The organism is Methylobacterium fujisawaense (assembly GCF_039619325.1).
GTDB lineage: Bacteria > Pseudomonadota > Alphaproteobacteria > Rhizobiales > Beijerinckiaceae > Methylobacterium > Methylobacterium fujisawaense.
Window position 1 is genome coordinate 6,229,479 of the sequence record NZ_CP155000.1, and the last position, 26,168, is coordinate 6,255,646.

Sequence of the window (26,168 nt, forward strand, 5' to 3'; positions counted from 1 at the left end):
CCATGGCCGCGACCGCAGGCATCCAGACTGCGCCGGAGCATAGCGCAGCTGCCCCGGGAGCGCCGCTGCCCGTGACCCTGGCCGAGGCCGTGCCGATCTGGGCGCGCATCGCCGCGCTCTCGTTCGGCGGGCCGGCCGGGCAGATCGCGGTCATGCATCGCATCCTCGTCGAGGAGCGGCGCTGGATCTCCGAGAACCGCTTCCTGCACGCCCTGAACTTTTGCACGCTGCTGCCTGGCCCCGAGGCGCAGCAACTCGCCACCTACGTCGGCTGGCTCATGCACGGCACCCGCGGCGGGCTCGTCGCCGGCGGGCTATTCGTCCTACCGGGCGTGCTCGCGATCATGGCGCTGAGCTGGGTCTACGCGCTCTACGGCAACGTCGGTTTCGTCGCCGGCCTATTCTTCGGCCTGAAGGCGGCGGTGCTGGCCATCGTGCTCCAGGCCGTGATCCGGATCGGCAAGCGGGCACTCAAGGGACCGGTCATGGTCGGCCTCGCGGCTGCGGCGTTCGTGGCCATCTTCTTCTTCGACGTGCCCTTCCCGCTGATCGTGCTCTGCGCGGGCGTCATCGGCTACCTCGGCGGCCGAGCCGGCCTGCCGCAGTTCAAGGCCGGAGGGCACGGGGGTGGTGGCAAGGTCGTCGAGGGCCCCTTCCTACTCGACGATCACGAGCTTCCGCAGGAGCGGGCCGCCGCCGGGCAAACGCTGCGGATACTGCTGACCTGGGGCGCTATCTGGCTAGTACCGGTCGCTGCCATCCTGCTCGCCGCCGGCCCGGACGACGTCTTCAGCCAAGTGGCGGTGTTCTTCTCGAAGATGGCGATGGTGACGTTCGGCGGGGCCTACGCGGTGCTCGCCTACGTGGCCCAGCAGGCGGTGGAGCATTACGGCTGGCTGAAGCCCGGCGAGATGCTCGACGGCCTCGGCATGGCCGAGACCACGCCCGGCCCGCTGATCATGGTCACCCAGTTCGTGGGCTTCCTCGCCGCCTACCGGGCGCCGGGAAGTCTGCCGCCGCTCCTGGCGGGGACGCTCGGCGGGCTGCTGACCACCTGGGTGACCTTCGCGCCGTGCTTCCTCTGGATCTTCGTGGGCGCCCCTTACGTTGAGCGGCTGCGCGGCAACCGGGCCTTGGCCGGCGCGCTCTCGGCTATCACCGCCGCGGTCGTCGGCGTGATCCTGAACCTCGCGGTCTGGTTCGCCCTGCACACCGTCTTCGCCGAGACGCGACCGTTCGCGGCCGGCCCTGTCCGGTTCGACGTGCCGGTCCCGTCAAGCCTCAACCCCTGGGCCCTCGCGTTGGCGGCCGCGGCGGTGCTGGCGGTGTTCCGGTGCAAGGTCGGCATGGTCCAGACGCTCGCGGCCTGCGCCGCTGCCGGCGTCGCCCTGCACTTGGGAGGTTTGGTGTGATGGGCACCGGGCGCCGCACCGCGGCGGTCATCCTTCTCGTCCTGGCGGCGGGTCCGGCACCCGCGGGCGAGGCGTTCCGGCGCCTGACCGCGTCCGAGATCCGGGCGCGCCTTGTCGGCAAGGAGGTCACCGACGAGGTGCACTGGGCCTACCGCTTCGAGCCGGGCGGCCGCTTGCACGTCGTGTCCCTCGGGCGGGCTCACACCGCGCGGTGGCGGATCGACAAGGACGAGCTCTGCCTGGAGGCCGTTCCCTGCGTCCAGGTCTGGATGGCCGGCAACCGCGTCGAGCTCCGGCGTGGCGACGGCACCCTGCCGGACGAGGGTGTGCTGCAGGCACCGGCACGCCGGTCCTGAGGACTTCGAACCGCAACCACAATCGAGGAGACGACCATGCGTCGCTTGCTTGCATCCATCGCCGTCCTGGGCACCCTCGCGACCGGCGCGTCGGCCGCGGAGCCCTGGCAGGACGCCATCGCCACCGGGCTGGGCAAGCCCGGGACCGCCATGCCGGGCGGGGTCTACCGCGTCGGCCTGCCCCGGACCGACCTGAAGGTCACCCTCGACGGCGTGCAGCTGAAGCCATCCCTCGCCCTTGGCTCCTGGCTCGCCTTCGTGCGGCACGGGGGCGGGAACGAGGTCATGGTGATGGGCGACCTCGTCCTAACCGAGGACGAAGTGAACCCGGTGATGAAGCGCCTCGTCGAGAACGGCGTCGAGATCACCGCCATCCACAACCACCTGCTGCGGGCCTCACCGAGCACCCTCTACATGCACGTCTCCGGGCAGGGCGAGCCCGGGAAGCTCGCCACGATCCTGGCGGGGGCGCTGGGCGCGAGCCGCACGCCCTTCGGCGGCGAGACCGCCGGCGGCTCCCCGCCGTCCGGGAAGACCGAACCGGCCTCGGCCGGCGAGGGACCGGTGCCGGCGAAGGCGACCGCGCCGGATCAGTCGCTCGACCTCGACACGGCGGCCATCGACGCCGCCATCGGGCGCAAAGGCAAGGTCAACGGCGGCGTCTACGCCGTGAGCGTGCCGCGCTCGGAGACCCCGAAGGACCACGGCATGGTCGTGCCCGAGGCCATGGGCTCGGCGATCGCCATCAACTTCCAGCCGACCGGCGGCGGCAAGGCGGCCATCACGGGCGACTTCGTGCTCACCGCCGACGAGGTGAACCCGGTGATCAAGGCGTTGCGGGCGAGCGGCATTGAGGTCACGGCGCTTCACAACCACATGCTCGACGACGAGCCGCGGCTGTTCTTCATGCACTTCTGGGCGAACGACGACGCGGGCAAGCTCGCCAAGGGCCTGCGCGACGCGCTCGACCAGGTGAAGGTCGCGAAGGGCTGATGCCAGGAGCATCGCCATGATGACGATGTCGGTGAACCTCAGGGGGCGGTGCCTCGCGGTCCTGGCGGCGGCTTCGGTCACCGTCTCACTTCCGGCGACGGTTCCGCCGGCGAACGCCGCCGGCTGCGAGGGCACGTCCTGCGCCCTGAATGCGGGCGGCCAGGGCGTCGGTGCCCCGGCGGTGCCGCCGGCCGCTTCGGTCGACATCCGCGAGAGGCGGTCGGGGGACCTGTACCGCGTCTGCCTCGCCGAGCGGGGCAAGGCGTCGGGCTGGTGCAGCGCCTACCTCATGGGTGTCGCCGATACGCTGGCGGCCTTCGGCGATGGCGGCGACAAGGCCGGGATCTGCGCCGTCGACTACACCATCGAGGCCCTGACCGAGGCGTATATGGCCTGGGCGCACGCCAACGAGGCCCTGCTCCAGACCGACATGCTGGCGGGGGCCAGCCTCGCCTTCCGGCAGTGCTGGCCCTGTGGGCGGTGAACCGGAGCGCGCCCGCCTCCCTCACGATCCGCGCCAGCAATGCTCCCGGTGCCAAAGATGACGGGTCCAGGCCAGCATCCCTTCAAGGTCGCCGTCGTCTGGCGGGGCGACGCCCGGGCGCGAGCCGAAGCGCGTCCGGAAACCAGCCGGTTCGCGGCGGTGTTCGCCGTCCTTGAGCGGCACGGGCTCGCCGGCGAGCCCGCCGTATGGGTGGAGGAGCTCGCCGATGACGTCCGGGCCCAGCTTATGGCGGTGGACGCCGTGTTGGTCTGGGTGAACCCAGTGACTGAGGACACCGGCGAGGACCGCAGAGCTCTCGACGCGGTGCTGCGGGAGGTGGCGGCCGCCGGGATCCTCGTCAGCTGTCATCCCGACGTAATCGACCGGATAGGCACGAAGGAGGTGCTGGTCCGGACGCGGGAGTTGGGTTGGGGCACGGATACGCACCTCTACGCCAGCCATGCCGCGCTCGCGGCGGAGTTCCCCGCGCGCGTCGCCGAGGGGCCGCGGGTGCTGAAGTGCAGCCGCGGCAACGGCGGCATCGGCGTCTGGAAGGTAGAGCGCGCCGCGGGTCCCGACGTGCTGGTGCAGGAGGCGCGCGACCGGAGCCGGCGCACGATGCCACTCGACGCGTTCCTGGCCGAGCGCGCCGCCGACTTCGCGGCGGGCGGCCCCCTCGTCGACCAGCCGTTCCAGGCGCGGCACCTGGAGGGGATGGTCCGCTGCTACGTGAGCGGTACGCGGGTGGCCGGGTTCGGTGCCCAGTACGTGACCGCGCTCGCCTCGCCCGAGCATGGACGGGCCCCACCGCGCCTCTATTCTGGGCCGGACGACGCGCGCTTCCAGCACCTGCGCGGCCTGATGGAAGCGGAATGGATACCTGAGATGACGCTTCTGCTCGGCTTGGTCCCGGACGACCTGCCGGTCGTCTGGGACGCCGACTTCCTGCTCGGGCCGAAGGGCGCCGCCGGCGAGGACACTTACGTGCTCTGCGAGATCAACGCGAGCTCGGTTTACCCCATTCCAGACGAGGCGCACGACACCCTGGCCGCGACGCTGCGACATCGATTGGACGATGCCCACCGACCGGTGGAGCGGGACGCGGCCTTCGGAGGCTGACCGGAACCGGTTGTTAGCCTGGAAACAGCCTTGGAATACCGGATCGCTCCTCGTTTCATAGCGTACCCTTATGCGAATGGGCGGCCGCTGCCGTCACGGTGAACGTCCGCTATGGAGTGGCGTCCGCGGCTTCGTGAATGACCGGGATGGGCGCAAAGCAGCCAGAGGAGCCGTCCAGCACACGTCCGCTATCGGGATCCGAAGGGCTACGTGTGAACGATGGCGTTTGGTCGCAATCAGTCCGTCCGCATTTGCGTCAGCAAATCCCATTACGGCCGGCGGCTCTCAAAGATTGTCATCCGCTCCAACAAGAGCATGTCCGGAATGGCGTTTTTTTAGGCAACACGTCCGACCGTAGCTGACGCTTTGTCCGAGGCAGAGGTAATCGGCCCTTCCGGGGTTTGGATAGGTACCCATGCCTCTCCCGAGGCGGCATCCGCGACGGGCGTCGCGGATGTGTTTCCTCAGGCGCCACCGCCGATGGTATGACATCGGCGGTGACCCGGATCCTCGGGCTATGCCGACCGGCGGCGCAGGTCAGCGATCCGGGCGTTCAGCACGGCGCGCAACTCTTGCACCTCGACATAGGCGGCCTCGGCCTTCTCGAAGGCGGACAATCCGTCCTTTTGGATTTCCTGGGTCAGCGCCTCGATGCGCCGGACCGCGGTCAGGAAGCTCGGCGTCTCGGGTGAGCGGGTCTTGGACATGGTCAATCTCCTGGTCGCAGATCAGTTGTATGTGACGAAGGTCGGCACGACCCGGACGAAGATCGTCCCGTCGCGGAAGTGCAGGAACAGCGGCATGTGGGACTTGAGCTCGCGATAGCGCTCGATGACGAGGCCGGTGTCGGCCGCCGTCACCAGCGCCCAACCCGGCTCCCAGGCCGGGTCGTCGTCATCCCCATCGCCGAAGCCGAGCACCTCGATGGGAGCGGCATATGGCTTGATCTCGGCTGTCGCGCCGGTCCCAACGCCAGCTGCCGCGGCAAGGCCGGTCAGCAGGCTGCGCTCAACGCCTCGATTGAGCTGTCGCAGCCGCCGATCGGCGAGTTCCGCGAGATCGCCGAGGCTCGCGGCGAAGCCCTGCAAGGCCCCCGCCAGGGCGATGCGCCCAGCCGCCTCCAGATTCTCCGCGAGGGCGGCGTCGAACGCCGCGAGCGCGCGCTCGGCTCGTACGCCGGTGGCCTCGACAAGCCGGCGCACCAGTATCGCCGCGGCCGTCGGGGTCGGCTCAGATCGCGCCGCGACCGCATCCAGGGCGGTGAGCGGCGTCCCGGCATGGCCGAGCCCTGCGATGACGTTCGGAGCCCCGGTGGCCGCGCGCACGGTCGCGTAGGCGTTGAGGGCCTGGAAGCCCTCGACCGGACCGCCCCCTCGGCAGACCAGGGTCGCCGATAGGCCGTGCTCGCGGTGCAGCTCGCCCGCTCGGCCGAACGCCTCGCTCAACGAGTGCTCCGCCGACGGTCCCTCGAACATCGCGTAGATCCGGTGGAGCCGGATCAGGCCGTTCTCCTCCAGTGGGCGCAGGACGTGCTCGACGTCGCGACGGGCATCGCCGAACTCGGCGGCGATCAGCGCGATGTGGCGCGGATCCTCGGGCACCTCCCAGGTCCCCGGGCCTAAGCGGCGCCCCTCGCGCCTCAGGCGCTGCAGCGTCCTCTCCCGCTGGATCTCGCCCTCGACCGGCACCGCGCCGACCGAGATCACAGCGATGACCCTGGCTTGTACCCCGGCACCGCGCCCGTAGCGCTGACGCAGGCTGGTTTGCAGCCGGAGCACGACGGTCCTGTTGACCAAGGCCGCCGGATCGAGGGCGTCGCCGATCGCATCCCGGCAGGCGGCGAGGTCGGCAGCGGCGAGCCGAACCTTGAGCCGGGGCGGCTCGAGGCTACTGCTTGGATCGGCCTCGCCGAGCAGGAGCAGGTGTCCGTCGGACCCGAGGGGTGCGACGGTCAGGACGCTGGCCCGCACCGTGTGCTCGCCTCGCAGGCGTTGGCGCAGCCAGCCGAGCAGATCGCGGAGCTCGCGGATCTCGTCGGCGACCCGGGTCGCCCCTGCGTCGTCCAGCGGGATAGGAGGAGGACGGGCATCGCCCGGTTCAGCCGGGGGTACAGGCCCCCCGTGGGTCTTAGGAAAGAATCTGTGGTGTCGCATCGTGTCGTTCGCTGAGGTCGGGATGGGGCAGTGGTCCGGCGGCCAGCATGCCGGCGGCCGGATCGTCGAGGGTGGCGTCAGTCGAACAGCGGCCCGGGCTTGCCGTGCGGCGTCTTCGCCTTGCGCGTGGGCTTGGGGATCGCCTCGATCAGTTCGGCGATCGCATCGAGCCGCGCCCGGTCGGCCAGCCGCAGCTCCTGCCGGAGGATGCCGGCGAGGAAGGCCAGGATCTCGTCCGGGTGATCGAAACAGCGGTGGGCCAAGCCGTCGAGCAGCGTCGGCGACGACGCGCGGCGCGTGATCACCGGCACCGGCAAAACGGCGACCTGACGCATCAGCCCGTCGTCCGACAGCTCGCGGAACGCGAACCCACAGCCCGGGTCCACGACCACCACGTCCAGGGAACCCCACTCGTACTGATCGATCGCACAATCGAACGCATGCCGAAGCGCGGCGACCGAGCCCGGCTGCTCGAACGCGATCGGATGTCGGATCAACTCGATGGCGCCCTGATCCCACCAATGGGCGAGGGCATTGACCAGCGGGTGCTGAGCGCCGTCATCCGGCTCGATTAGGAACACCCGCCGGAGCCGGCGCGGGACCGGCAGGTCGTGCTGCCGGACCCACAAATAGTCGGCTTCCAGGCCATCCCGAACCACAGCGTCCTGCTCGGCCCATCCCGTCAGGAAGGCGTCGCGCACGAAGCCGGCGACCCCCGCGGTGAGGTTGCCCAGCGGCTCGGCCACGAAGGTCAGCTTGAGTTCGTGTTCGCCGATGATCGCACCGGGATCGAGCAGGATGCCGGTCGCGTCCTGGATCTCGCGGATGAGGTCGCCGGAGAGGAAGGCGTGAAGCCTTCCGGTACGGTCAGGATCGACAGGTTGGAGTTCGAGGGTAAGGCCGTCCTTGTGCCGGCGCGGGCGCTCGACCCGTGCGCGCACCCGCAAGCCCGGCGACTCGTGCGGGCGGCCGGGCTCGTTCGCGCCGGTGGGCGCGTCATGATCTGTATCTGTCATTTGTGATGTCCATCGTCAGGGGAAGGGGCGAAGGCGCCTCACCGACCGTCCAGCGAGCGCTGTCCGAGCGCCGCGTTCTGCCGTCCCCGTCCTCCTTGGGCTTTTGGGGCGAAGGGCCTTCGCCTGATCTGCTGTGATTGGACTGCTTTCCCCTCCGCTCCCGCAGCCGCAGAGGCTCGGGAGCGCGTCGCCTTTCGCTTGATTATGTTCTTCTAAGTTTGCTGTGTTTCGACTTGCTTCAGGCTCCCCGATCGGGCCGCAACGCCGACGATCCGAGCGCTCAAGGCTCGCAAGGGGTCGAGCGTCAGCGATAGGAAGAGCGTGAACTCGTCGGGCGATAACCGCACCTCCGCGGCGCGCTCCAGGCGTCCACGAAAGGTCGCAAATGCGGGCGGACAGCTTTCCGTCCTGGCTCGGATGAAATCGCTGCAGTTCGTGGGGGAAACTGCCTCGGTATGGGCCCGTATGATCGGCGCGAGCGCGCACCCAGAGCCTCGCCAGCTCGAGATCGCAGCCAGCCTCGTTCTCGCCGGCGGGCATGTCGTAGGTTGTGATCTCTTCGTGTTCGTGAGGAAGAGAGCACAGATGCCTCGCCGCCCTCCGTCGTCGCATTACTCCCGGTGTTCGCGAACTGTCTTTGCTTCACCCCGCCTCGGTTCTCGTCTCATCGATCTCGGCACGATCAGCCCCCGGGCTCTCGGGCGGCAACGCTCTGTCAGTGAACGTCTTTCAGGCTCAAAGCGATAACCGACGTAGGGTTGGGAGTGATAACCGACGTCTATCCAATTTTGGTGATATCCCACGTGACGGCGACCACCTCGATCCTAAGTCCGAGCGGAGGGGCGCCGGCTGAGCCCAACTACTCGAACTTCTGCCGTTGTTCGAAAGCAGGATATCTTACGGCGTCGTACCCCAGGCCCCGCTGTCGGATCAGGACGATCCGACAGCTCCTTGCCTCGTCTTCGCAGCGCTCGCAGCAACAGGTGCCTGGCCCGGCCTTGCCTTCCGGCTTCGGTATCCCGCAATCTAAGCCTCAGGCACGAGAGGCAGCGACCAGCGGCCAATCATATCTGCTGATCAGCCAAACACTCCAATCGACGATCCATTCACTCATCCAGTCGTCGTTCTCGGCGAAAGCCTCCGCGAAGGCGTCCTCCTGAGCGTCGTCATGGAATGCAAGCGCCGCGCGCACGTCGTCCAGGCATAGGTACCCGCACGCCACCATCTCAAGGCCCGCGTGGATCAGGTCGGCACGATCCTGCATCAGCACGGCCATCACATCGCGGCGCAAACGCTCGCAGAGTACCGCGTCGGTTAAGACTAGCAGGGCGTCCTCGTCGAGTCCGGCCAGAACCTTGAGCGGGCTCTTCTTCGTACGCCCCTCCCTGTACGCGACGACCGGATTTCTCCTATCCGCCTCTTGGCCGTCAGAGAGCTTGTGCTGGCGAAGCCAGAGGTCGGCAGTAAGCGCGTCCCAGGCATCCATCGGTTCCTTCAGGTCGCCGGGATCAGGCGGCCAGCTGGACATGAATTCGGAGGCATCGTGTATGGTCCAGCAATCGAGGGTCTGGGCTCCAGGTAAGAATGGGAGATCCCAGCACGGGTGATCGGCCAGAATCTTCGCGGGCGGGCGTCCGCGGAAGCCGAGGTCGAACGGCTTTTCGCCATAAACCTTTAGCTCCGGTGGCAGTAAGGTAAGGTCGCGACACGCTCGGCGGGCTTCCCGGAAGGCACCGGACGCGAACACCGCGGGCAGCGCTTGCACGAGATCGGGATCTGTCAACGGCATCGGACCATCGATCCGCGCCTTCCAGATCGCCAAGTCGAGGCCAGCAATCTGAGCGACTGCGCGCAGGATGGGGCGCATTTGGTCGTTGAGATGCTCTCGAACTGCGAGACGGCGCGCCTCGTCCGAGAATTCGGGCGTCATGCGATGCTGTGCCGACCGGTCGACGTCAGCGACCGCGACGTCGGGCCGATCTGACGTCACGTTGACGACCTCAGGGACCTGCGCTCCCATCAGGGACAGGCGGAAGCGCTGGCGGACGAGGTCGTGGCGGATGTGGCCGAGGAGCGTGGCGATGGTCGCTGGGTCGTGACGGCTATCCCGATCGGAGGAGGGATGGAGGGTGTATCGTGCGTCGTCCATGATCGTCGGTTCCCGATAGTCATGCTGAGAGGTTGCCAGCCGAGGGGCGTGGCGGCGGGGGGATGGCGGCCGGGGCGGTCTTCGCCCGGCTTCGGAGGATGAAGGGCTCACGACGCTCCGCTACTGGTGCGCTGTGATGCTGAGATGCCTCGACGCCAAAGCGTCATGGACTTGGAGCATCGTGACGCCGTGGCATCACGATGCTCTTGCTGGAGAGGCGAGCACGCTCAGCTCGTGTCTTGAGAGGTCGGCGATGGCAGGTGGCCACTTTCGCGCAGGACGGCCTCCGCGCCCTCGACGAGGAGATCGTTCACCTTGCAATCGCGTGCGAGGGCGACCTCTTTCAGGCGCCGTAACGTTGCGGCCGGCAGGTAGACCGACGTGCGCCGCGTAGGTGCCGGAGCACGGCCTGAGGACGGGACGCCACGATGCCCCCCGGTGAGCATCCGATCTTTCGAGTCAGCTTCGATGCCGGTTGATGCTTCGACAAGATCGTCTAAGTCGCTGAGCAGGGAGAGGCGCTTCGAAGGGCGTTGGGTCGGCTTGCTCATCGATGGGTTTGCTCCAAGCGTCGCTCGGTCCAAGCCCACAGGGCGCGGATCTCAGCGGCGGCCTTGCCAGCCGACGCGAACTCGGTGACGCCCTGCCCGCCCAGCAGCGCGTCCTGACAGTCCACGCGCTGCGTCAGTGGAGGCTCTGCGAGATGCCCCCAGCGCCGCAGGCGCGCGGCATAAGCGGCGGTGCGCGCTTGCCCTTGAGTGGGGCACTGCGTGAGCAGGAGCGCCACGCGTCCGGCGAGGCCGATCTGACCGAGCGCGCGAAGCGTGGGCTCGGTCGCCATCAAGTCGAGTAGACTTGGCCGCGCTGGGACGAGAACAAGGCCGGCGGAGCGCATGGCGAGATTGGCCGCGGGGCTTAGGGATCCCGCGGTGTCAAGGATGATGAGGTCGAAACCGCGCCGCTCGAGTGCGGCGAGGATCTTCGGCAACTGCTCGACGCGTTCGAGCCCGAGATGATCGACGGCCGGATCGTCAACCTCGCGCCGGGCGGCCCATGCGGCGAGCGAGCCCTGCGGGTCGAGGTCCAGGGCGGCCACGCGTCGTCCGGCCTGTTGGGCGGCGACAGCCAGATTGACTGCGGTGGTAGTTTTGCCGGTACCGCCCTTCTGTCCGGCGATGGCGACCGTGTCCATCAGCGTCGCCCTCCGCAAGAGGGGGCTATGGCATCAAGGCGCCATGGCGTTTCGGCGTCGCGGTGCCATGGCCTTATGGCATCGCGACGCCATCCCATCGAAGCGCCCCAGCGCCTCGGCATCGCAGCGCCAGAACGCCGTGACGCTACGGCGTTACGATGCTTCGCTCGACGATTCCCGTTTTCTGCGAAAATTCGGCAGCGCGGCTCCTGCCTGCCAAGGATATGATGCGATCTCTTCATCTCAGTCTCCGATCCCGCGACCACCTCGTCCGCCTCGCCCGTTCCGCGAGGACGTGAGGCTTGGCCGGACGCCTTCGTCCTTGCTCATCGCCGCCCCCTTCACGCCCTTGACTGCCCAGGCAGGCACGCTCGGCGGCGGTGTCTCGGTCGAGGAGGCGGGAGGAGGTGCCACGCGCACCGCAGTTCGGCTTGCATCGACGGCGCGCTCGGATGCCGCGAGAAGAGAAGGTTCTGACCGGGGCTGATCCTTCATGGCAGGCAGATCATCATGCTGATCCGAAGCGATTGGCGGCCCGGCCGCGACGTGCTCCCGGATGAGGCTTGGGATCTCGGATTGCGGCTCGGCCCCGCAATCCTGGACCGGATCCAATTCTGATGGATGCAAAGTGGGATTGAGTGAACGTGGCCCTGGTGAACCAGCTCGGACGGAAGCTATTGCCTCGACCTCGGCCGGGGCGGTTGCGCCTGCCGGTGGAAGCAGCTCGCGAGACTCTGATCCAGCGTTGGCTTGGACTGTTTGGGGATCCGCCGCGTGTACCGCCGCTTGAGCCACGCTACGCTCGTCCGGAGGCGACGCGACTGGAGCGGGTTTCGGTGCAGCTGTAGGGGGCGGCGGCGGTGACCGAGAACTGGAGACCTCTGCCTTTGTCCCGATAAGTTCGGGAGCGGCCGGTGTTGCGCCTACCGGCGTCGCTGGCCGATCCGATTTCGGACCGGGGCTGTGTGCCGCCGAGGTTGGTTGCCCGACCGCAGTGTTAGTCGAACCCGTCGCCGGGAGCTGTGACGCAACACTCGCGGCGACTGGCGGCCGCTCGGCCGGACTCGAGGTGGTTGCGGGAGTGGGCGGATGGATCAGAGGCGCACCATTCGACGTGCGCCTATATGCGAGGCCGGAAGCGAGCTCGTGGTAAGGCCGAAGCTGCGACGTTCCCAGACCGCCCAAGACCGCGGGAAAGCCCCCCACGCTCGGAGAGGTCGCTCGAAAGCTGCGACGCGCGGCATCGTCTAACTCACGGCCACGCTGTTTAGCCGCCTGGCTTACGGCATTCGCCCAGGATGACGTAGGTGAGGCTTCCGCCCCTCCAGGGGATTGGGCTGGCGTGTCAAGCGTCGCCGGGACCACAATCGGCGACCGTCCGAGCGAGATCGCAGGGCGTGAGAGCTTCGCGACGGCAGCGTCGTTCCTCCCCGGCTCGACGGCTGTAACTCGATCCCAAAGCGCTACAGCGCTTCGATCGAGGCTTGCTCGAACTTGGTCGCGGAACGTTGAAGCCGGCACTGCTTCGATCGGCAGAACGTACCCAGTCGGACGCTCGACAACTGCATCTGCGTCGCCACCGCCGACCCGAGCCGGACTGCGGGATGCGACGTCAGTGGCCTGAACTCGATCGGCCGCTCCCACATAATGGAGAAGCTCGGCACGCTTCAGCCCAAGTTGCCGACGCAGTTCTACGATCTGCGCGTCGTAGGCTGCGGCCAGACGCTCGTGCCCTTGTTCGAGCCGGTCAAAGAACTCGACCAGTTCGCTCCGGCGGGAGAATCCGAAGCTATGACCTTCCCGGACGGCTGGATCGGTCACCCCCGAGTGTAATGGAGCGGCCTTCGCGGTCTCTCGTTTGCCTTGCGCCTCGTTTGTCGCCAACAAGAGGCGCGGCCGTGAGATCGTCCGCCCGAAGACCAACCGGGCGAGATCGCGCGCGAGTTCCAGCTGACCGATTTCCATGATGAGTTCGAGGCCACGCCTCGTCAGTGCCCGCACATGGTCGGCCGGGCCTTCGATCGTGCCGTAGGCTACAGGTGTCTGTCGCCCGACCTGCATGATCTCGGCCTGGCGACCATTCGCCAGCATCAGGCTGATCGTGATCCCGGTCGCAGCCGCCCGCTCCGTAAGGATGAGGTCAGCCTCGGTGTCCCACTGCTGGCGGGCGAGGTCAGCGCCCGCCGCCGTCAGCCCGCCTTTGCGTTCCTTATTATATTGGCGCGCGGGGATGTGCTTGCCCGGCGTCCGGTCGATGCCGAGCTCTTTGTAGCTCCTCAGATCGACCCGCTTCCCCAGTCCAACCTCGGCTAGAACCGCGTTACAGCACGTACCCCAGTCCGTTCGCAGATCCTTGATCCAAGCGCGCTCGTGACAATCACGATCTTTGCGTTGTCGATGGGGACGCTCGAGAACCGTGGTGCGGTTTGCGCGCCGCTTGGTTCGCGTGATCGCGAAGTCCCAGGTGGGCGCGCCCGTATCCGGGTGCGGAATACGCCGAGCCGGACGGTCGTAGTAAACGATGTGGCAGTGGAAGTTTCGCTGATCGTTGTTGGCATCGGGCGCATGCACGACGGCCCAAAAGGGAAAGCCGCGCTGCTTGAGCTTTTCCGTGAATGCGCAAACGATGGCGTGGCGCGCGTGGCCATCCAGTTCAAACGGAAGCTCTGCGATGATCCGAGTCTGTGTGCGACCGCCACGACCTGGCGCAATGTCGATAGGCGCATGTTCTCCGACCGTCTCCGCCCATCGCCAGAATGCGAAGGCATCCTGCGTCGACAGCTTCAGCTTCAGGGGGGCTGTACGCCTCGCACCCGCCTCTCGTAGTACGGCCTGAACAACCGGTGGCGCCTCATCGATCGCCGCGAGAGCCTGGGTCCACCAACTAGGGTTCTCGCCTGGCTTGACCGTGACACGGTCGCCGGCCGGAGAGCGCTCAGTCGACTCAACGACCTCCCAAAAATGCGCGCGCTGCTCGGCCGTATCCCCGAGAGTACCGAACGAAGAGAGCGTAGTGCCGCCGTGCCGGTCTGCCTCGACCGCGCCCGCCCGCTCAACATAAGCCTGCTGCTCAGCTCCGCCTCGTCCGCCGACGCTACCGCCGATTGCTCGCGGGAGGCGTTCGGCGGCGCCCGGTCGATCAATATACTCCTGATGCGCGCAAGCGTACGATTTGCTCATGCGCCGCCCCGTCTTGGCAGCCCGGATCATCTTCAAGATCGGCGAGGTCTTGGAGATCGCGGTCTGGGACAAGTGGCAGGTCACCGCACCACTCGGCGAGATCGGGCGCTCACGGCTCTCGCGTGTGGCGAAGCGGATTCCCGGCTGCGCGTAGAGCCGATATGCGAGTTCGCGGTCGCGCTCGGTCTGAAGAGTACCAAGACCGTTCGCGGTGCCGCATAGGCGCGTGATTGCCTCGCGCACGAAGCAGTGCGTGCCGGTGATATTGGGCATTGGTGGTGGCCGCCTGAGAAGCAACGCCAAATGTTCAAGGCCAAGCTTAGGCAGGTGCGCTCGATTCGAGCAAGTGGAGTTGGTTTCGGCGCGAATCGAGGCCAGAAATTTAATCAGGCTCTAGGCGACGGCTGCGATTCATTAAGCATCGAACCCTCCAAAGACCGCTCCGGGACGCTTAAAAGGGGGGTGCGTTGTTCTGCCGCATCCTGAGCGTTTGCCTGACCTCAGATCGAATTTGGCAGCTCGTTAACTTCTGTTCGGCCGCCGCCAAACGGCCTCTGCAGAGACGCTCGTTCGATCTCGTAATGCGGGGATGGCCGACGTTCGGCTCTTCGCAAGACGCCTTACTCAGTCTGTTCCATTTGGGAAATCGAAGCCGGCTCGCAGGAGTCGCCTAATTTGGAGCTGCCGCCGGGCTGCTCCGGATTAGGGGAGCTGAGCCCTGTTCCGGTGCGCCTCGGACACGCGAGGCGCACCGGAACGTCTTTTTGGGATCGTCCTTCCCGGGAACGCTGTCCTTCCGGGGTCCTGGTCGGGCTTTGGTTCGCGCGCCCGAGCGAACGGCAAAGCCCGGCCGCCGCCCGTCGGGGCGGCCGTCTCCCGGGGTTCCCTTCCGGGGTTTTAACGGCTGTTCAGGCTACCCGCCGTGGCTGCCCAGCGGGCCGATCCGGAGCACGTGCGGTCCGGCATGAGGCTTGACCGTTCGCTCGTCATCTTGTCGCCTTCACGCATGAGGCGATCGATGAGGTTGGAGACCCGTGGAACCCCTGTCGTACACCCAGATGATCGGGACGGCGTTCGCGGCCGTTCGAATCGAGCTCGGCTTGAGATCACGCACGCGTCAGCCCGACGACCCTTACCCATGGGGCCAGCAGAAGGTCGGCGCTCGCCTGGCCGCACTGAAAAAGGGTATCGCGGGTACGAACGCGAAGGGCGAGGCCCTTATTCGGGAGTTCCTCGAGCGTTCTCAGGTCCTGATGCACAAGCAGATCTCCTACGCGGTCGATCGCGCCGAGGTCGAGACCTTTACGGCAATCATGAACGGGGAGCGTGCTCGCCGCGCGGGTCGCAGGATGCGATCGGCGCAATCCGTAGGTTCGGCGGAGCATCTTTCGCTATCCGGATGCCATTCCGAATGGGGAGCCTGGGACGATCCGGACCCTGAGGAGGACCCTTGGGAACAGGACGACTATGACAGCCCCGACGACGTTCCCAGTCTTGCTGCCATCATGGATGGCACCGACGAGCTGGACGAGGAGGAACCTCGGTTGGATCTGCGGGGGCTGTACGCGCTGGTCGCCGCATCAACGCCCGGTTGGCTGGATGTCGACGCGCCGCCGCCCTGCGTCAGTGCGCGGTTCCCGCTGTGCGGGATGCGCATTGGTGACCAATGGGAGCTAAGCCCTCTCAATATCGGTGAGCTCATGCCGGTGCTCCCGGAGATCGGCGACATCCCTTCGTCTGCGCTGCCAGCCGCTGAGGATGAAGTGCTGACTTGGCTCTTGTCCGATGGGGGAGCTGGCTACCGAGAGCCGATCCAGCAGGCGATCTGGCGCGAGCAGGCGCGACGCCACGTCTGGCCCGATCTCCTCGAATTGTATGGATTGGTTCTGGCAATAGCGCCGGGCGGCCCGGGCGGAACGACGACGCTTGAGGAGGCTGAGGTGAAATTTGCTTACTACAAAGACTGGTGTCGCTTTCCCATTGACCCCGTTTTGCATCCGGTCTGGGAAGAACTCGTCATGCTCCTTCCAGGGCGTCCTTGGCTCGCGTCGGGCGCCGGGCTGCAAGCGGTACCCAAAGGCGACGGCAGCGACGCCTCCGCCTACGAGGACGACGTTCACTACGGCGCGCGGTCGACCTGAGGCAGATGGGCTCGCCGAGCCTCTGTGGCGGCTCCGGTGCAGTGATAGCATCGGAGCCGAGCCGACCATCGGTCCACTGGATACATACCTCGGGCCGATCCGACCCCGACGACAGGTGATAATTCGACGTCCGGCCATCCAGCCGTACAAGTGGAGATCCCTGAGGCCGACCTCTACGACATGCCCAGAAACGCTAGCGATGGCTACACTGTCTAAAAGGATGACGACGAAGTCGAGGGTTGAGGCGAGCTAAATTCATTATGACATCGCACGCTGCGCTGCCGCGGCGCGCGAGGATGTTGATGACTGCCATCGGACGAAAATCAAACTCCCTACAATTTTGAGTGAGCCTCCCTGGTCCCGGCATTATGAGCTTCGAAAAGGAAAATCCCTTGCAGCACATAACCGCTGATTCAGAATGGCAGACGAAGCTTCTTCGCGCGGTGCGCTCGCCTGAGGAATATCGGATCTATAAGGCAGCCCTTGAATGGGACCTGACCGATCCGATCGTGATTGAGTCACGCAAGGACGTGAAGTCGGAAGCGCAGTGGCGTGACCGGGTCGAGCCGTTCCATCATCAAGTCAGCAACCTGATTACTTTCTGTCGCCGCCTGCCTGTAACGCTGCTCGCGGACGATGTTGGGCTCGGCAAGACGATTAGTGCGGGCTTAGTGATGAGTGAGCTCATCGCGCGTTCACGGCTGTCGCGGTCCCTGATCGTCTGCCCCAAACTCCTTGGACCACAGTGGAAGGAGGAACTGGAAACGAAGTTCGATATTCCGGCCGAGGTCGCAACGGGCCGTGACCTGCTGAGCGCGAACCCGGACGGCGTCGGCGCGATCATCACAACGTACAATTCAGCGCGACTTTACTTGGAGAAACTTCCTGCCGATCGCTTCGAGCTGCTGATCCTCGACGAGGCACACAAGCTACGAAATCTCTACGGTACACCGGAGCCGCCCAAAGTGGCGCAGGTCATTCGGAGTTCCTTAGCGGCGCGGCGGTTCCGGTTCGTGCTGATGCTGACAGCCACGCCGATCCAGAATCGGCTTTGGGACCTCTATTCGCTAGTCGATCTGCTCACCGTGGCGAGAGGACACGAGAACCCGTTCGGCAACGAAGGCCAGTTTGCCCGGCGCTTCATCGCAGGTGACCGAGAGCAGGCACGCCAGCTGAAGCCGGAGGCGGCCGAGGCGTTCCGGTCGATCGTCTATGGTTACATGTCTCGGGTGCGTCGCGGCGACGCCAAGCTCCATTTCCCCGACCGCAAAGTGCAGCTGCACCGGGTGCAGCCGACACCAGCCGAGCTCGAACTGATCGCAATCGTCGCCAAGGGTATCGAGAAGCTCAATCGTCTGGCGCAGATCGGCATCCTCCAGGCGCTGACAAGTAGCCCGCACGCGCTCAGCGCCCAGCTCGATAACATGGAGCGCAACGGCACGATTGGGCCCGATTTCGCGGGCGCGGTGCGGTCAGTCGTGCGGGGCATGACGACGAGCGCGAAGCTAGATGGCCTCGGACGACTGATCACCCAATTGAAACACGAGAATCCGGACAGCTGGCGGCTCGTCGTCTTCACGGGACGGCGGGAGACTCAGACCACCATCCAGGAGTTTCTGGAGGGACACGGCCTGACGGTGGGGATTATCAACGGCACGTCTGGTGCGCGCAACCAGGAGACAATCGGACGCTTCCGCGCCAATCCGCCCGGCTACCGCGTCATCGTTTCGACCGAGGCTGGGTCAGAGGGCGTGAACCTGCAGGTCGCCAATGTGCTGGTGAACTACGACCTACCCTGGAACCCGATGATCGTGGAACAACGCATCGGCCGGGTACAACGGCTTGCATCCCAGCACGCCCATGTCAGCATTCTGAATGTCACGCTGCAGGGGACTTTCGAGGAGTACATTGTCGGGCGGCTCATGGAGAAGCTGCAAATGTCGACGAGCGCCATAGGCGACATCGAATCTCTGCTGGAAGGCTCCGTGGGGGGCGAGGATGGCGCCGCGGGCTTCGAAGAACGGATCCGCGAACTTGTGGTGGCAGCGCTCAAGGGCGCGGACGTCAAAGCAAGCGTGGCAATGGCCGAGCAGAGCATCGCGGCGGCTAAGCAGGCGCTCCTAGAGGAAGAAAAACGCATCGATGCGATGCTCGGGGACACGGATGGCCAGGGCTATGTCGGGCCGCAGGCACCAAGCCTGCCGCCGCAGACGCGCTCGATGGAGTACCAGCCCTTTGCTCTTGGCGCTCTGGGCCAGCTCGGCGCGCGGGTCACGCCGTTGGCCAACCGTCTGTTCGCGGTTGAGGATGAGGGCGGCCAGGAAGTGATCCGCTTCGAGCGCGACGCGATGAGCGGGACGCGGTCCTCGCTTTACCAGCCGGGGTCGCCTGCCTTCAGCCGGATGGTACAGCGGATGGTGGTCAGCGGCCGCTATGCGGTCCGTGACCTCGACGAGGATCCGCGGCGTGGGGCAGATGCAGCGGCGAGACAATGGGTCGAAAGCTTCGGGGGGACTCTGGTCGGCACGGAAAGCGCGGCCGCGCGCCGCTGGTTCGAAGGGGTTATCCTGGTTCGTGTACGGGCGACCGTTGCGCACGACGCCTACGAGCGGCTGATCGAGGTGCGTTGTGCACCGCGCAATCGGGCAAAGTTCTCATTTACCCGTGATGCTTTAGCTCCGCTCCCTCTGGTTCTCGATGCAGCCTCCGATGCGTTGGGGCTTAGCATCGACCAAGTCATGGAGGCGGCCCGTCAGGACCCGGGCATCGCGGAGTTCACGCGCTTCTACCTGGAACGGCGCGGACAGGAGATGGCCTCGGCGGGCCAGGATGCCCGAAAGCGTGCCAAGATGGAGGAGGATTTTACACCGCGCCTGTCGTTCGTGCTGGCAGGCGCGGAAGGCGCTGTTCTCCGGGACGTGCAGCTGCGGGTCAGCTACCGGGTCGGCGACGGCGGCTATGCAGATGAGCTGACGATCGTCCCCTCCTCTAGCCACATTTTAGCGGCGCCGGCACTGGTATCATGCGGCCCTAATCAGCAGGCCTTACCGGAGACCTGCCTCGATGCATGCGCGATCAGCGGGAAGCGGGAACTGCGGCATCGCTTGGTGGTGTCGGAACTTAATGGACGTCGGGCGCTGCCTGAGTTCGTGGTCCGGTGTGCGCTGACAAATCGCTGCCTCCTGACCGATGAGGTCGAGCGGTCGGCCATGACTGGCAAACTCGTAGGACGTGACCATCTCAAAACATCAGCAGTCAGCGGCAAGCATGCAGAGGCCAACTATTTCGGGCGCTGCGTCTTCTCGGGCGACGAAGCGTTGCGAAGCGAGCTCCGGACGAGTGATCTGTCAGGCAAGCTGTTCCGAGAGGATCGGGCCGCGTCGTCGGCCGTATCCGGGCGCATTGGCCATCAGGACGAATTCGTGGCCTGCCACCAGTCGCAAGCCCTCCTCGCCCCGAGCGAGGGCGAACGGTGCGGGGTGACGGGACATCTGGTTCGTCCCGGTATCCTGGAGTCCTGCGCAGCCACGGGAACTCGCGCCCTTCCATCGGAGCTTGACCGTTGCGTCGTTACGGGACACCGGGCGTTAAAGCGTCTCCTCGTGCCGAGTAGCGTTTCTGGAGCGCTGATGCTGGAGGAGAAAGCCGTGCGGGCCGCGCATGGAGTATATTGTCTACCTGCTGAAGCCCAAACGTGTGGCTGGAGTGGACAATCTGTGCACCCAGAGGATGTTAGGATCTGTGCGCTTACCGGAATCGGGATCCTCTACACGTTCGCAACGAATGCTGCTCCACCGCGTCTTGCGCCACTGGTTGCCCTGCTCGACGGCGTCAACCGTGCCACTGATCGGCAAGATGTGTGGGTCATGGCGGCAGCTCAGGAGGCGGCGGCTCTTCGCAAGGGTAAATGCCGGATCGAAGCCGGTGTCGCGTCACCGAACGGGCTACGTGTCGCCATGGCGTCTGAGGTCCGCACGCTATTAGGCCTGAAATCGCGCCAAGCGGGATTCATCTACGAGCCCTCCACCAACCAGATCCAGGGTCGGGTAGCGCTGGGAAAGCGGGGTACTACCGGCTGGTCCGCAGATGATGTGAATCAGTAGCTGGAAGCGCGCGTGAGTAAGCCAGCCGCGATGGTCCAATTCTAGTTAGGCATTGCAGGCCGGCTTCCGACTCGAAGCCGAACAAGCAACATGCGAATTGCTAACCCCTTGCGGACATTTGACCCGTTTCACCTGAAGATTCGGACAAGGTGGAGAGTGAAATTCTGGGTCGTGGTCGAGAGAAGACGTTCAAGTCGGTAGAAATCGGTCTGATTTGAGTGCACCCCAATCGGACCGTGCCATCCAGTAGGCTGCATCTCGTTCTATCGCTCAGATCGCAGATACAGATTGGCCGGTTTAACGAAGTGTTTTCTGCAGTAACACATTCCGACGCCGCGAGTTAGGCAACGTTTATTGCCGCAAATCCAAAAATTTAGCCGTGCGGTCATGAGGCTTGCTACCTCGTAGCCATACTCGCCTCCAGACACTATTCCACAACTTTCTCGCAAGATGCTACTCGTAAAGTTAGCAGCTCGTCCGATAATCCATCATAGTGTTAGATCGTGCCGTCGCGCGCTCGGCGTGGCCTCGCTGGGATGCGCCATGAGCGTTGCGGATGCATTTCGAAGCTTTCTTGGCAATATCAAGATTACGAACGGCCTGACGATCTCGGCACGTTACGGCGAGATCACGGCTGCGCTGAATAAGAAATTCCGGGACACTGAGTCAAAAATTGCAAACAGTCTGCAGGTCGGCTCCTATGGTCGTCATACGGCCATCAAAGGCGTTTCCGATCTCGACATGCTCTATATCATGCCGGCTAAAACATGGAATGACTATAAGGACGGCGGTCAGTATCGGCTTCTCTCTGACTGCGCAGCAGCCATAAAGGCCCGCTATCCTTCCACGACAGTCAAAGTCGATCGCCTCGTGGTACGTGTGCTCTATTCGAACTTCCATATCGAGGTTCAGCCTGTTTTCGAGCAGAGTGATAACTCTTACAAATATCCAGATAGCTACAAGGATGGAAGTTGGAAAATTACTAAGCCGCGAGATGAGCTCAAGGCTATGATGGAATTCAACGCCCAGAAGAATGACAACCTTCGTCGGCTGGCTCGGATGGCACGCGCTTGGAAAAATAAGCATGGCGTTGCGATGGGCGGGTTGCTGATAGACACTCTCGCCTACAACTTTCTAAAGCAGATGGGGTGGATGGCTCCCGCTCCGACTGACGGCATCTCGATGCCAAGATGTGGTTGCTGTCAAAGCAGCAGCCACGCTCATGCAGGAGCCATCCCCATGGAGATCACCACCGTCGGCATCGATCTGGCCAAAAGCATCTTTCAGGTTCACGCCGTCGATGCAGTTGGGCACGTCGTCGTGCGCAAGGCCTTGAGGCGGGCGCAGGTCGTGCCGTTCTTCGCCAAGCTGCCGCGCTGCCTGGTCGGCATGGAGGCGTGCGGCACGGCGCACCACTGGGCCCGGGAGCTCATGAGCCTCGGCCACGACGTGCGGCTGATGCCGCCGGCTTACGTGAAGCCGTACGTCAAGCGCGGCAAAACCGATGCGAACGATGCCGCAGCCATCTGTGAGGCGGTGACGCGCCCGAGCATGCGGTTCGTGCCGGTGAAGTCGACCGACCAGCAGGCGGCGCTGGCGCTGCACCGGACGCGCGATCTGCTGGTCAAGCAACGCACGCAGTTGGTGAACATGATCCGCGGCCTGCTCGCCGAGTTCGGGATCGAGATGGCGCGGGGCTTGCGGCACGCGCTCGAACTGGCGGCCCGGCTCTCGGCCGGAGACGCGGCCGAGGTGCCGCCGCTCGCCCAGCGCGTGGTGACCGGGCTGGCCGACCAGATCGGTGCCGTGCAGATCCAGCTCACCCGGCTGGAGAAGGAGTTGCTGGCCTGGCATCGGGACAGCGACCTGTCGCAGCGGCTTGCGACGATCCCGGGTGTCGGCATCGTCTCGGCGACCGCGCTGGCCGCCTCGGTGAGCGAGCCCGAGCGCTTCCGCTCCGGTCGGCAGTTCGCCGCCTCGTTAGGGCTGACGCCGCTTCAGAACTGCAGCGGCGGCAAGGAGCGCCTGGGCCGGATCTCACGCATGGGCGACCGCTACCTGCGTCGCCTGCTCGTGGTCGGCATGACCTCTCTGATCCGGCGCGCGAAGGCGACGCCGACCTCGGTCGACCCGCGGCTGCCGGCACTGCTGCAGCGCAAGCCGGTGCGCGTGGTGACCGTTGCGGCGGCCAATCGCACGGCGCGGGTCGCCTGGGCGATCATGACCCGCGGCGGCACCTACCGCGCACCCCTGGCCGCGGCCGCCTGACAGCACGGCAAGGAGACTTTTCCAGGTTGCGAGGACGATGAGAGTTGATGGCGAACCGGTCAGCCCGGGAGCCGGGACACCCCGCCGCTAGTCCAGGGCGTGATAGCCCGCAAAGCAGAGTGGGACCCAGCTCGCGGATACCATCAGGGCCAGCGGTCACATGAACGACTGCATCAACAGGCCGGACACAAGACTGCACCCGACCAACGCGTCAGAAGCTCAATTCGCCGCTTGCAATGCGGGAGCCATCCACACAAGACTGACGCTTACGACGGAAAGAGCTACCTATATTACGACTGGATGAGCCGAGATTTCTTTGCATTTCTCAAGGATCAGCCGAAGCAAGATTATTACGCCGCACTGGGGAGCGGCCAGCGTGTCAAGGTAAAGAAGGATTTTCGCAGAAAGGCAGGGAAGGCGTACGATCTTTGCTTGAAAGCGATCGAGGCGGAAACACAGGATTACCGCAACGACCGCTGGCGCAAAGTTTTCGGATCGAACTTCCCGCCCAGACCCGTTGCAACCACGGCTGCGGACTCGGCTTTCGAGTCCGCTCTCAAGTCTGGGGGCTACGAGGCTCGAAACACCGAACGCTTTATCGAGGACATGTACCCAATCGATATCCGCTTCGATATCGAACTGGAGTGCGAGGTGAAGCAGGATGGCTTTCGCCCATCCCTCCTACGCAGCTTGCTTGCCGCGAGCCGCGTTCTCCAGGCGAAGAAGGACTTGAAATTCTTCGTCACTGATACCGACGTACCTCCGCCTTTCACGTTGCTGTGGAAGGTGCTCAATAGAGGTCCCACGGCCGTGAGACGTGATTGTATCCGAGGCGAGATCGTACCGGATGACGGCCGTCTGGAGAAGATAGAAAGGACCAACTTTCGGGGCGACCATATTGTAGAATGCTACGCCGTGAAAGACGGCGTCGTCGTCGCCAAAGATCGCATTCACGTTCCCATAACCGAGTAGGATATCCGGTGGACAGAGCTGGTCTTCTTAAGGCGATAGCCAACACCGGCTACAACGTAGGGTTCGGCGCGAAGAAGCATTTTGCAACCTTCGATCTTGTCGAGAAAGTGCCGGGTTGGATCGGCTTCATATCAAGCGCGGTCGGAATATTTGCGCTGGTTTGGGAGCCCCTCTCCGCAAAGGTACCCTCAGCGTGCTTGGCCGTGCTTGGACTGTGCAACGTCTATATCGCAGCCTATCGAAGTAAAGAATATGATGAGGTTGGCCGGAAGCTGACCCAAATTTACAACCAGCTTCGAGATTTATATTATGAAGTCCAAGGTGGTTCTGACGTGGAGCAAAGCCACGCTCGCCTCGCAGAACTCGAGAGCAGTTTCTATGCTGCATCAATCAGCAAGCAGATACTCTTTTCCGATTGGTTCACACACTACAAGTTTTTCGCACAGCAAGAGAGAGCATGGATTAACGAGCAGCGAAAATTTACTTGGAAGGATATGGTGCCTCTTTCGCTGAGAATCGCTCTTGTAATTTTTTCTTTGGCTCTGCCTGCCGGGTTGTACCTCTTGGCGCACAAATAGTCACGTCGCTTTCTTCACTTAATTCGGGCAGTTCGGTTGGAATCTTATTGTCCACCGTGATCTACAATCTATTCTATATACTGTCAGAGGCCATTCGAAACGGACTTTCTCAAGTAAGCTATTCATAGAGAGCCGGCGCTGTGGAATGCCCCGAGGTGGACGTCGTGAGGGTCCGTATCAGGTCCAGAGCGGCGGTTCGGCGCCTGCCGACGGAAGGTCGGCTTACGGCGCTTTGCGGATCCGCCGCCGATTTCTACAGGCTGTGGAGCGCTTAAAACCGAGCGTTGACCAGGGTCCAATCCGATGGTCCATTTCCTAGGTCCGATGCCGCTCAAGACGGGTGATCGGGGGCTTAACCCCTTGATGTCGTACCCCTTCGGTTTTGGCTGAGAATCCTGGCGCCCCAGCCAAGCCTCCGCTAAGTCGTCGATCGAAGTGCAATCTGCCATCGACCGCCCCGGCGGCCGTGCCGATTGTATGCAGACCTGTTGCACGCGCCGGCCCACAGGGTCGGGCCGTTGACGATTCGTTCCACCGTGTACCGTCACGGGGTCGTATACGGGTGACGAAGGCGATTTCCTGACGATGAGTGGGCTCGACCGTCCGGCGCCCCGACGCGGGGAAATCCGCCACGGTCGCTCTGAGCCTGGGCGCCACAGACCCATGAGGTGCGCGCACACGCGGCGGGGGGCGCGACGCCGAAAGTCTGCGCGTTCGTGATCATCACTCCATGCGTAGCGCCCACGATCCGCGACTGCTTTCGGACCTAAATCGACCGGGAGCGAAGCGCGCGGATCGCGCGCTTGCAACCTGATCTCACTGCCATCGGGTGATCCCCTCGTCGGCGACTGGTTTTTGCTCATGGGGAAACATGCGCGGGATTTCGGCGTCTTCGCCCGTCTGCAGGCACTGGCGGCCGCGAAGAATTTCGCGGCCGGGCACGACAGCGAACGCGATGCACGCCTGAAACGCGAAGGCTTCAGCCCGACGGAGCGCGGAACCCTCCGGTGGTGCGTCGAGAACGGTTCTCTGCGCGATCTCGGGCGCTCGGACGAGACCGGTCGGCAGCGCATCCGCGCCGTGGCCCTGCAATATGGCGGCCAACGCGGGAGAGGGCGCGAACGGCTTCGAGTTCCGACACAACCCCTGCTCGGTCGACCAGATCTCCGTCGTCCTCCGTTAGGTCGTCCGGAGCCGCCGGAGGATCAGGTCGGGCGGCCGGCCCACGGCGGCAGGCCAGGCCGGTCTCGCCACGAAGACCTGACGCGGCGGATACCCAGAACAGGGGCAGCCCTCTCTTCAATCGACGGCTCGCACCCGTTCAAGCAATGTTCATCTTCGTCATCGCGGAGCATCGACACGAACGGATCGTCATTCTGTAGTATGCCTCGAAAATTCAAGTGGTGAAATTTATGGAAATTTGCACCTCGGCATCTTCATGACGCGCTCTGAATACCTAAATCGTCGTTGCGGCCACGGAGATGCCGCGGAGGGAAGATTATCATGATGAAGCGTGTCGCTGTGGCCGCTGTGGCGGCGAGTGCCCTTCTGGCCGCCGGTCAGGCGGCCGAGGCGAAGGGCTGCATCAAGGGTGCCATCGTCGGCGGCATCGCCGGCCATTATGCCGGGCATGGCGTCCTCGGCGCCGTCGGTGGCTGCGCCGCCGGCCGCGCCTTGGCCAACCGTCGGGCCGAGCGCCAGCGGGCAGCCCCGTCCGTGAATACCGGCGGCCCGGTGCGCCCCTCTCAGGGCGCCGGCGGCTACGTCAGCTACTGAACCGGAGTCGGCGCCGCGCCAGCGCGGCGCCGCACGGGCGCGGCCCCGCTCTGCAACACGCAGGCGGCTGGAGCATCGACAAGATGCGTCCTTCGCACGCGCCCGGATCGTCGAAGCCGACAGGGAGGCGCCAGGAGCCGGCACGGAGTGCTCGGCAGCGCCTGTCGATGCCATCCGGCCCTGTCACGTCGCACAGGTCCGGTTGGTCGCTGTATCGGACCGGCCTGGCGGCGTCATAGCCGTCCCGAACCGAGGTTGACCCGCCGCCCAGACGAA

19 protein-coding genes and 1 pseudogene are annotated in these 26,168 nt (G+C 64.8%); 12 read left to right on the top strand and 8 right to left on the bottom strand.

Going from position 1 to position 26,168, the window contains the following annotated elements; genetic code table 11:
* Positions 1-2: 2 nt before the first annotated feature.
* Genes chrA through ABC766_RS29785 form a run of 5 tightly spaced genes read left to right on the top strand, consistent with a single transcriptional unit; the run spans position 3 to position 4,364 of the window.
* The gene (gene chrA / locus ABC766_RS29765) at positions 3-1,412 is read left to right on the top strand and encodes a chromate efflux transporter (RefSeq protein WP_024830183.1); all 1,410 of its coding nucleotides are present in this window, start codon (positions 3-5) and stop codon (positions 1,410-1,412) included.
* A complete protein-coding gene (locus ABC766_RS29770; RefSeq protein WP_024830184.1) occupies positions 1,412-1,768 on the top strand; it encodes a hypothetical protein in 357 nt (118 codons plus the stop codon). Before chrA ends, ABC766_RS29770 begins: the two co-directional genes overlap by 1 nt.
* 36 nt (positions 1,769-1,804) lie before the next feature.
* Entirely contained in the window at positions 1,805-2,761 is a 957-nt protein-coding gene (locus ABC766_RS29775; RefSeq protein WP_024830185.1) for a DUF1259 domain-containing protein, read from the top strand.
* 16 nt (positions 2,762-2,777) lie between these two features.
* Positions 2,778-3,245, top strand: a complete 468-nt coding sequence (locus ABC766_RS29780; RefSeq protein WP_024830186.1) for a Rap1a/Tai family immunity protein — start codon at positions 2,778-2,780, stop codon at positions 3,243-3,245.
* Between the two features lie 57 nt (positions 3,246-3,302).
* Entirely contained in the window at positions 3,303-4,364 is a 1,062-nt protein-coding gene (locus ABC766_RS29785; RefSeq protein WP_024830187.1) for a Cj0069 family protein, read from the top strand.
* Positions 4,365-4,879: 515 nt separating this feature from the next.
* On the opposite strand, the gene ABC766_RS29790 is transcribed toward ABC766_RS29785, so the two are convergent.
* The 7 genes from ABC766_RS29790 to ABC766_RS29820 form a co-directional block, all read right to left on the bottom strand.
* A complete protein-coding gene (locus tag ABC766_RS29790; protein WP_024830188.1) occupies positions 4,880-5,071 on the bottom strand; it encodes a hypothetical protein in 192 nt (63 codons plus the stop codon).
* A 21-nt stretch (positions 5,072-5,092) separates the two neighbouring features.
* Positions 5,093-6,517, bottom strand: a complete 1,425-nt coding sequence (locus tag ABC766_RS29795) for an exodeoxyribonuclease VII large subunit (protein ID WP_024830189.1) — start codon at positions 6,515-6,517, stop codon at positions 5,093-5,095.
* A 77-nt stretch (positions 6,518-6,594) separates the two neighbouring features.
* Positions 6,595-7,533 carry a hypothetical protein gene (locus ABC766_RS29800; RefSeq protein WP_024830190.1) on the bottom strand — a complete coding sequence of 313 codons (939 nt, stop codon included), beginning with the start codon at positions 7,531-7,533 and terminating at the stop codon, positions 6,595-6,597.
* Positions 7,534-8,566: 1,033 nt separating this feature from the next.
* On the bottom strand, positions 8,567-9,682 hold the full coding sequence (locus tag ABC766_RS29805; RefSeq protein ID WP_024830191.1) for a hypothetical protein: 1,116 nt from the start codon (positions 9,680-9,682) through the stop codon (positions 8,567-8,569).
* 227 nt (positions 9,683-9,909) lie between these two features.
* Positions 9,910-10,233 (bottom strand): hypothetical protein, encoded by a 324-nt coding sequence (locus ABC766_RS29810; protein ID WP_123834324.1) that lies wholly within the window; start codon positions 10,231-10,233, stop codon positions 9,910-9,912.
* On the bottom strand, positions 10,230-10,874 hold the full coding sequence (locus tag ABC766_RS29815; RefSeq protein ID WP_024830192.1) for a ParA family protein: 645 nt from the start codon (positions 10,872-10,874) through the stop codon (positions 10,230-10,232). Before ABC766_RS29815 ends, ABC766_RS29810 begins: the two co-directional genes overlap by 4 nt.
* 243 nt (positions 10,875-11,117) lie before the next feature.
* A complete protein-coding gene (locus tag ABC766_RS29820) occupies positions 11,118-14,327 on the bottom strand; it encodes a MobA/MobL family protein (RefSeq protein WP_099956650.1) in 3,210 nt (1,069 codons plus the stop codon).
* Between the two features lie 761 nt (positions 14,328-15,088).
* Between ABC766_RS29820 and ABC766_RS29825 the strand changes: the two genes are divergently transcribed.
* From ABC766_RS29825 to ABC766_RS29850, 6 genes and pseudogenes are all read left to right on the top strand, one after another.
* A complete protein-coding gene (locus ABC766_RS29825; protein ID WP_024830196.1) occupies positions 15,089-16,195 on the top strand; it encodes a hypothetical protein in 1,107 nt (368 codons plus the stop codon).
* Between the two features lie 368 nt (positions 16,196-16,563).
* Positions 16,564-20,298, top strand: coding sequence for a DEAD/DEAH box helicase (locus tag ABC766_RS29830; protein WP_051475892.1), 3,735 nt, complete (start codon positions 16,564-16,566; stop codon positions 20,296-20,298).
* Positions 20,299-20,841: 543 nt separating this feature from the next.
* Positions 20,842-21,309 (top strand): annotated as a pseudogene (locus tag ABC766_RS29835) (SMODS domain-containing nucleotidyltransferase); the annotation flags it as partial.
* Between the two features lie 228 nt (positions 21,310-21,537).
* Positions 21,538-22,566: an IS110 family transposase gene (locus tag ABC766_RS29840; RefSeq protein ID WP_024830198.1), complete on the top strand. Its 1,029-nt coding sequence runs from the start codon at positions 21,538-21,540 to the stop codon at positions 22,564-22,566.
* Between the two features lie 300 nt (positions 22,567-22,866).
* Positions 22,867-23,538, top strand: coding sequence for a nucleotide-binding domain-containing protein (locus tag ABC766_RS29845; protein ID WP_123834322.1), 672 nt, complete (start codon positions 22,867-22,869; stop codon positions 23,536-23,538).
* Between the two features lie 8 nt (positions 23,539-23,546).
* Positions 23,547-24,116, top strand: a complete 570-nt coding sequence (locus ABC766_RS29850) for an SLATT domain-containing protein (protein ID WP_099954284.1) — start codon at positions 23,547-23,549, stop codon at positions 24,114-24,116.
* An 816-nt stretch (positions 24,117-24,932) separates the two neighbouring features.
* On the opposite strand, the gene ABC766_RS29855 is transcribed toward ABC766_RS29850, so the two are convergent.
* Positions 24,933-25,220, bottom strand: coding sequence for a hypothetical protein (locus tag ABC766_RS29855; RefSeq protein WP_345820190.1), 288 nt, complete (start codon positions 25,218-25,220; stop codon positions 24,933-24,935).
* Positions 25,221-25,622: 402 nt separating this feature from the next.
* On the opposite strand from ABC766_RS29855, the gene ABC766_RS29860 reads away from it, so the two are divergent.
* The gene (locus tag ABC766_RS29860; protein ID WP_278307282.1) at positions 25,623-25,892 is read left to right on the top strand and encodes a hypothetical protein; all 270 of its coding nucleotides are present in this window, start codon (positions 25,623-25,625) and stop codon (positions 25,890-25,892) included.
* Positions 25,893-26,168: the final 276 nt, after the last annotated feature.

Bases quoted from the DNA above. Each gene is read 5' to 3' on its own strand.
- chrA (WP_024830183.1), top strand. From the start codon at position 3: ATGGCCGCGACCGCAGGCATCCAGACTGCGCCGGAGCATAGCGCAGCT.
- ABC766_RS29770 (WP_024830184.1), top strand. From the start codon at position 1,412: ATGGGCACCGGGCGCCGCACCGCGGCGGTCATCCTTCTCGTCCTGGCG.
- ABC766_RS29775 (WP_024830185.1), top strand. From the start codon at position 1,805: ATGCGTCGCTTGCTTGCATCCATCGCCGTCCTGGGCACCCTCGCGACC.
- ABC766_RS29780 (WP_024830186.1), top strand. From the start codon at position 2,778: ATGATGACGATGTCGGTGAACCTCAGGGGGCGGTGCCTCGCGGTCCTG.
- ABC766_RS29785 (WP_024830187.1), top strand. From the start codon at position 3,303: ATGACGGGTCCAGGCCAGCATCCCTTCAAGGTCGCCGTCGTCTGGCGG.
- ABC766_RS29790 (WP_024830188.1), bottom strand. From the start codon at position 5,071: ATGTCCAAGACCCGCTCACCCGAGACGCCGAGCTTCCTGACCGCGGTC.
- ABC766_RS29795 (WP_024830189.1), bottom strand. From the start codon at position 6,517: ATGCGACACCACAGATTCTTTCCTAAGACCCACGGGGGGCCTGTACCC.
- ABC766_RS29800 (WP_024830190.1), bottom strand. From the start codon at position 7,533: ATGACAGATACAGATCATGACGCGCCCACCGGCGCGAACGAGCCCGGC.
- ABC766_RS29805 (WP_024830191.1), bottom strand. From the start codon at position 9,682: ATGGACGACGCACGATACACCCTCCATCCCTCCTCCGATCGGGATAGC.
- ABC766_RS29810 (WP_123834324.1), bottom strand. From the start codon at position 10,233: ATGAGCAAGCCGACCCAACGCCCTTCGAAGCGCCTCTCCCTGCTCAGC.
- ABC766_RS29815 (WP_024830192.1), bottom strand. From the start codon at position 10,874: ATGGACACGGTCGCCATCGCCGGACAGAAGGGCGGTACCGGCAAAACT.
- ABC766_RS29820 (WP_099956650.1), bottom strand. From the start codon at position 14,327: ATGCCCAATATCACCGGCACGCACTGCTTCGTGCGCGAGGCAATCACG.
- ABC766_RS29830 (WP_051475892.1), top strand. From the start codon at position 16,564: ATGAGCTTCGAAAAGGAAAATCCCTTGCAGCACATAACCGCTGATTCA.
- ABC766_RS29840 (WP_024830198.1), top strand. From the start codon at position 21,538: ATGGAGATCACCACCGTCGGCATCGATCTGGCCAAAAGCATCTTTCAG.
- ABC766_RS29845 (WP_123834322.1), top strand. From the start codon at position 22,867: ATGAGCCGAGATTTCTTTGCATTTCTCAAGGATCAGCCGAAGCAAGAT.
- ABC766_RS29860 (WP_278307282.1), top strand. From the start codon at position 25,623: ATGAAGCGTGTCGCTGTGGCCGCTGTGGCGGCGAGTGCCCTTCTGGCC.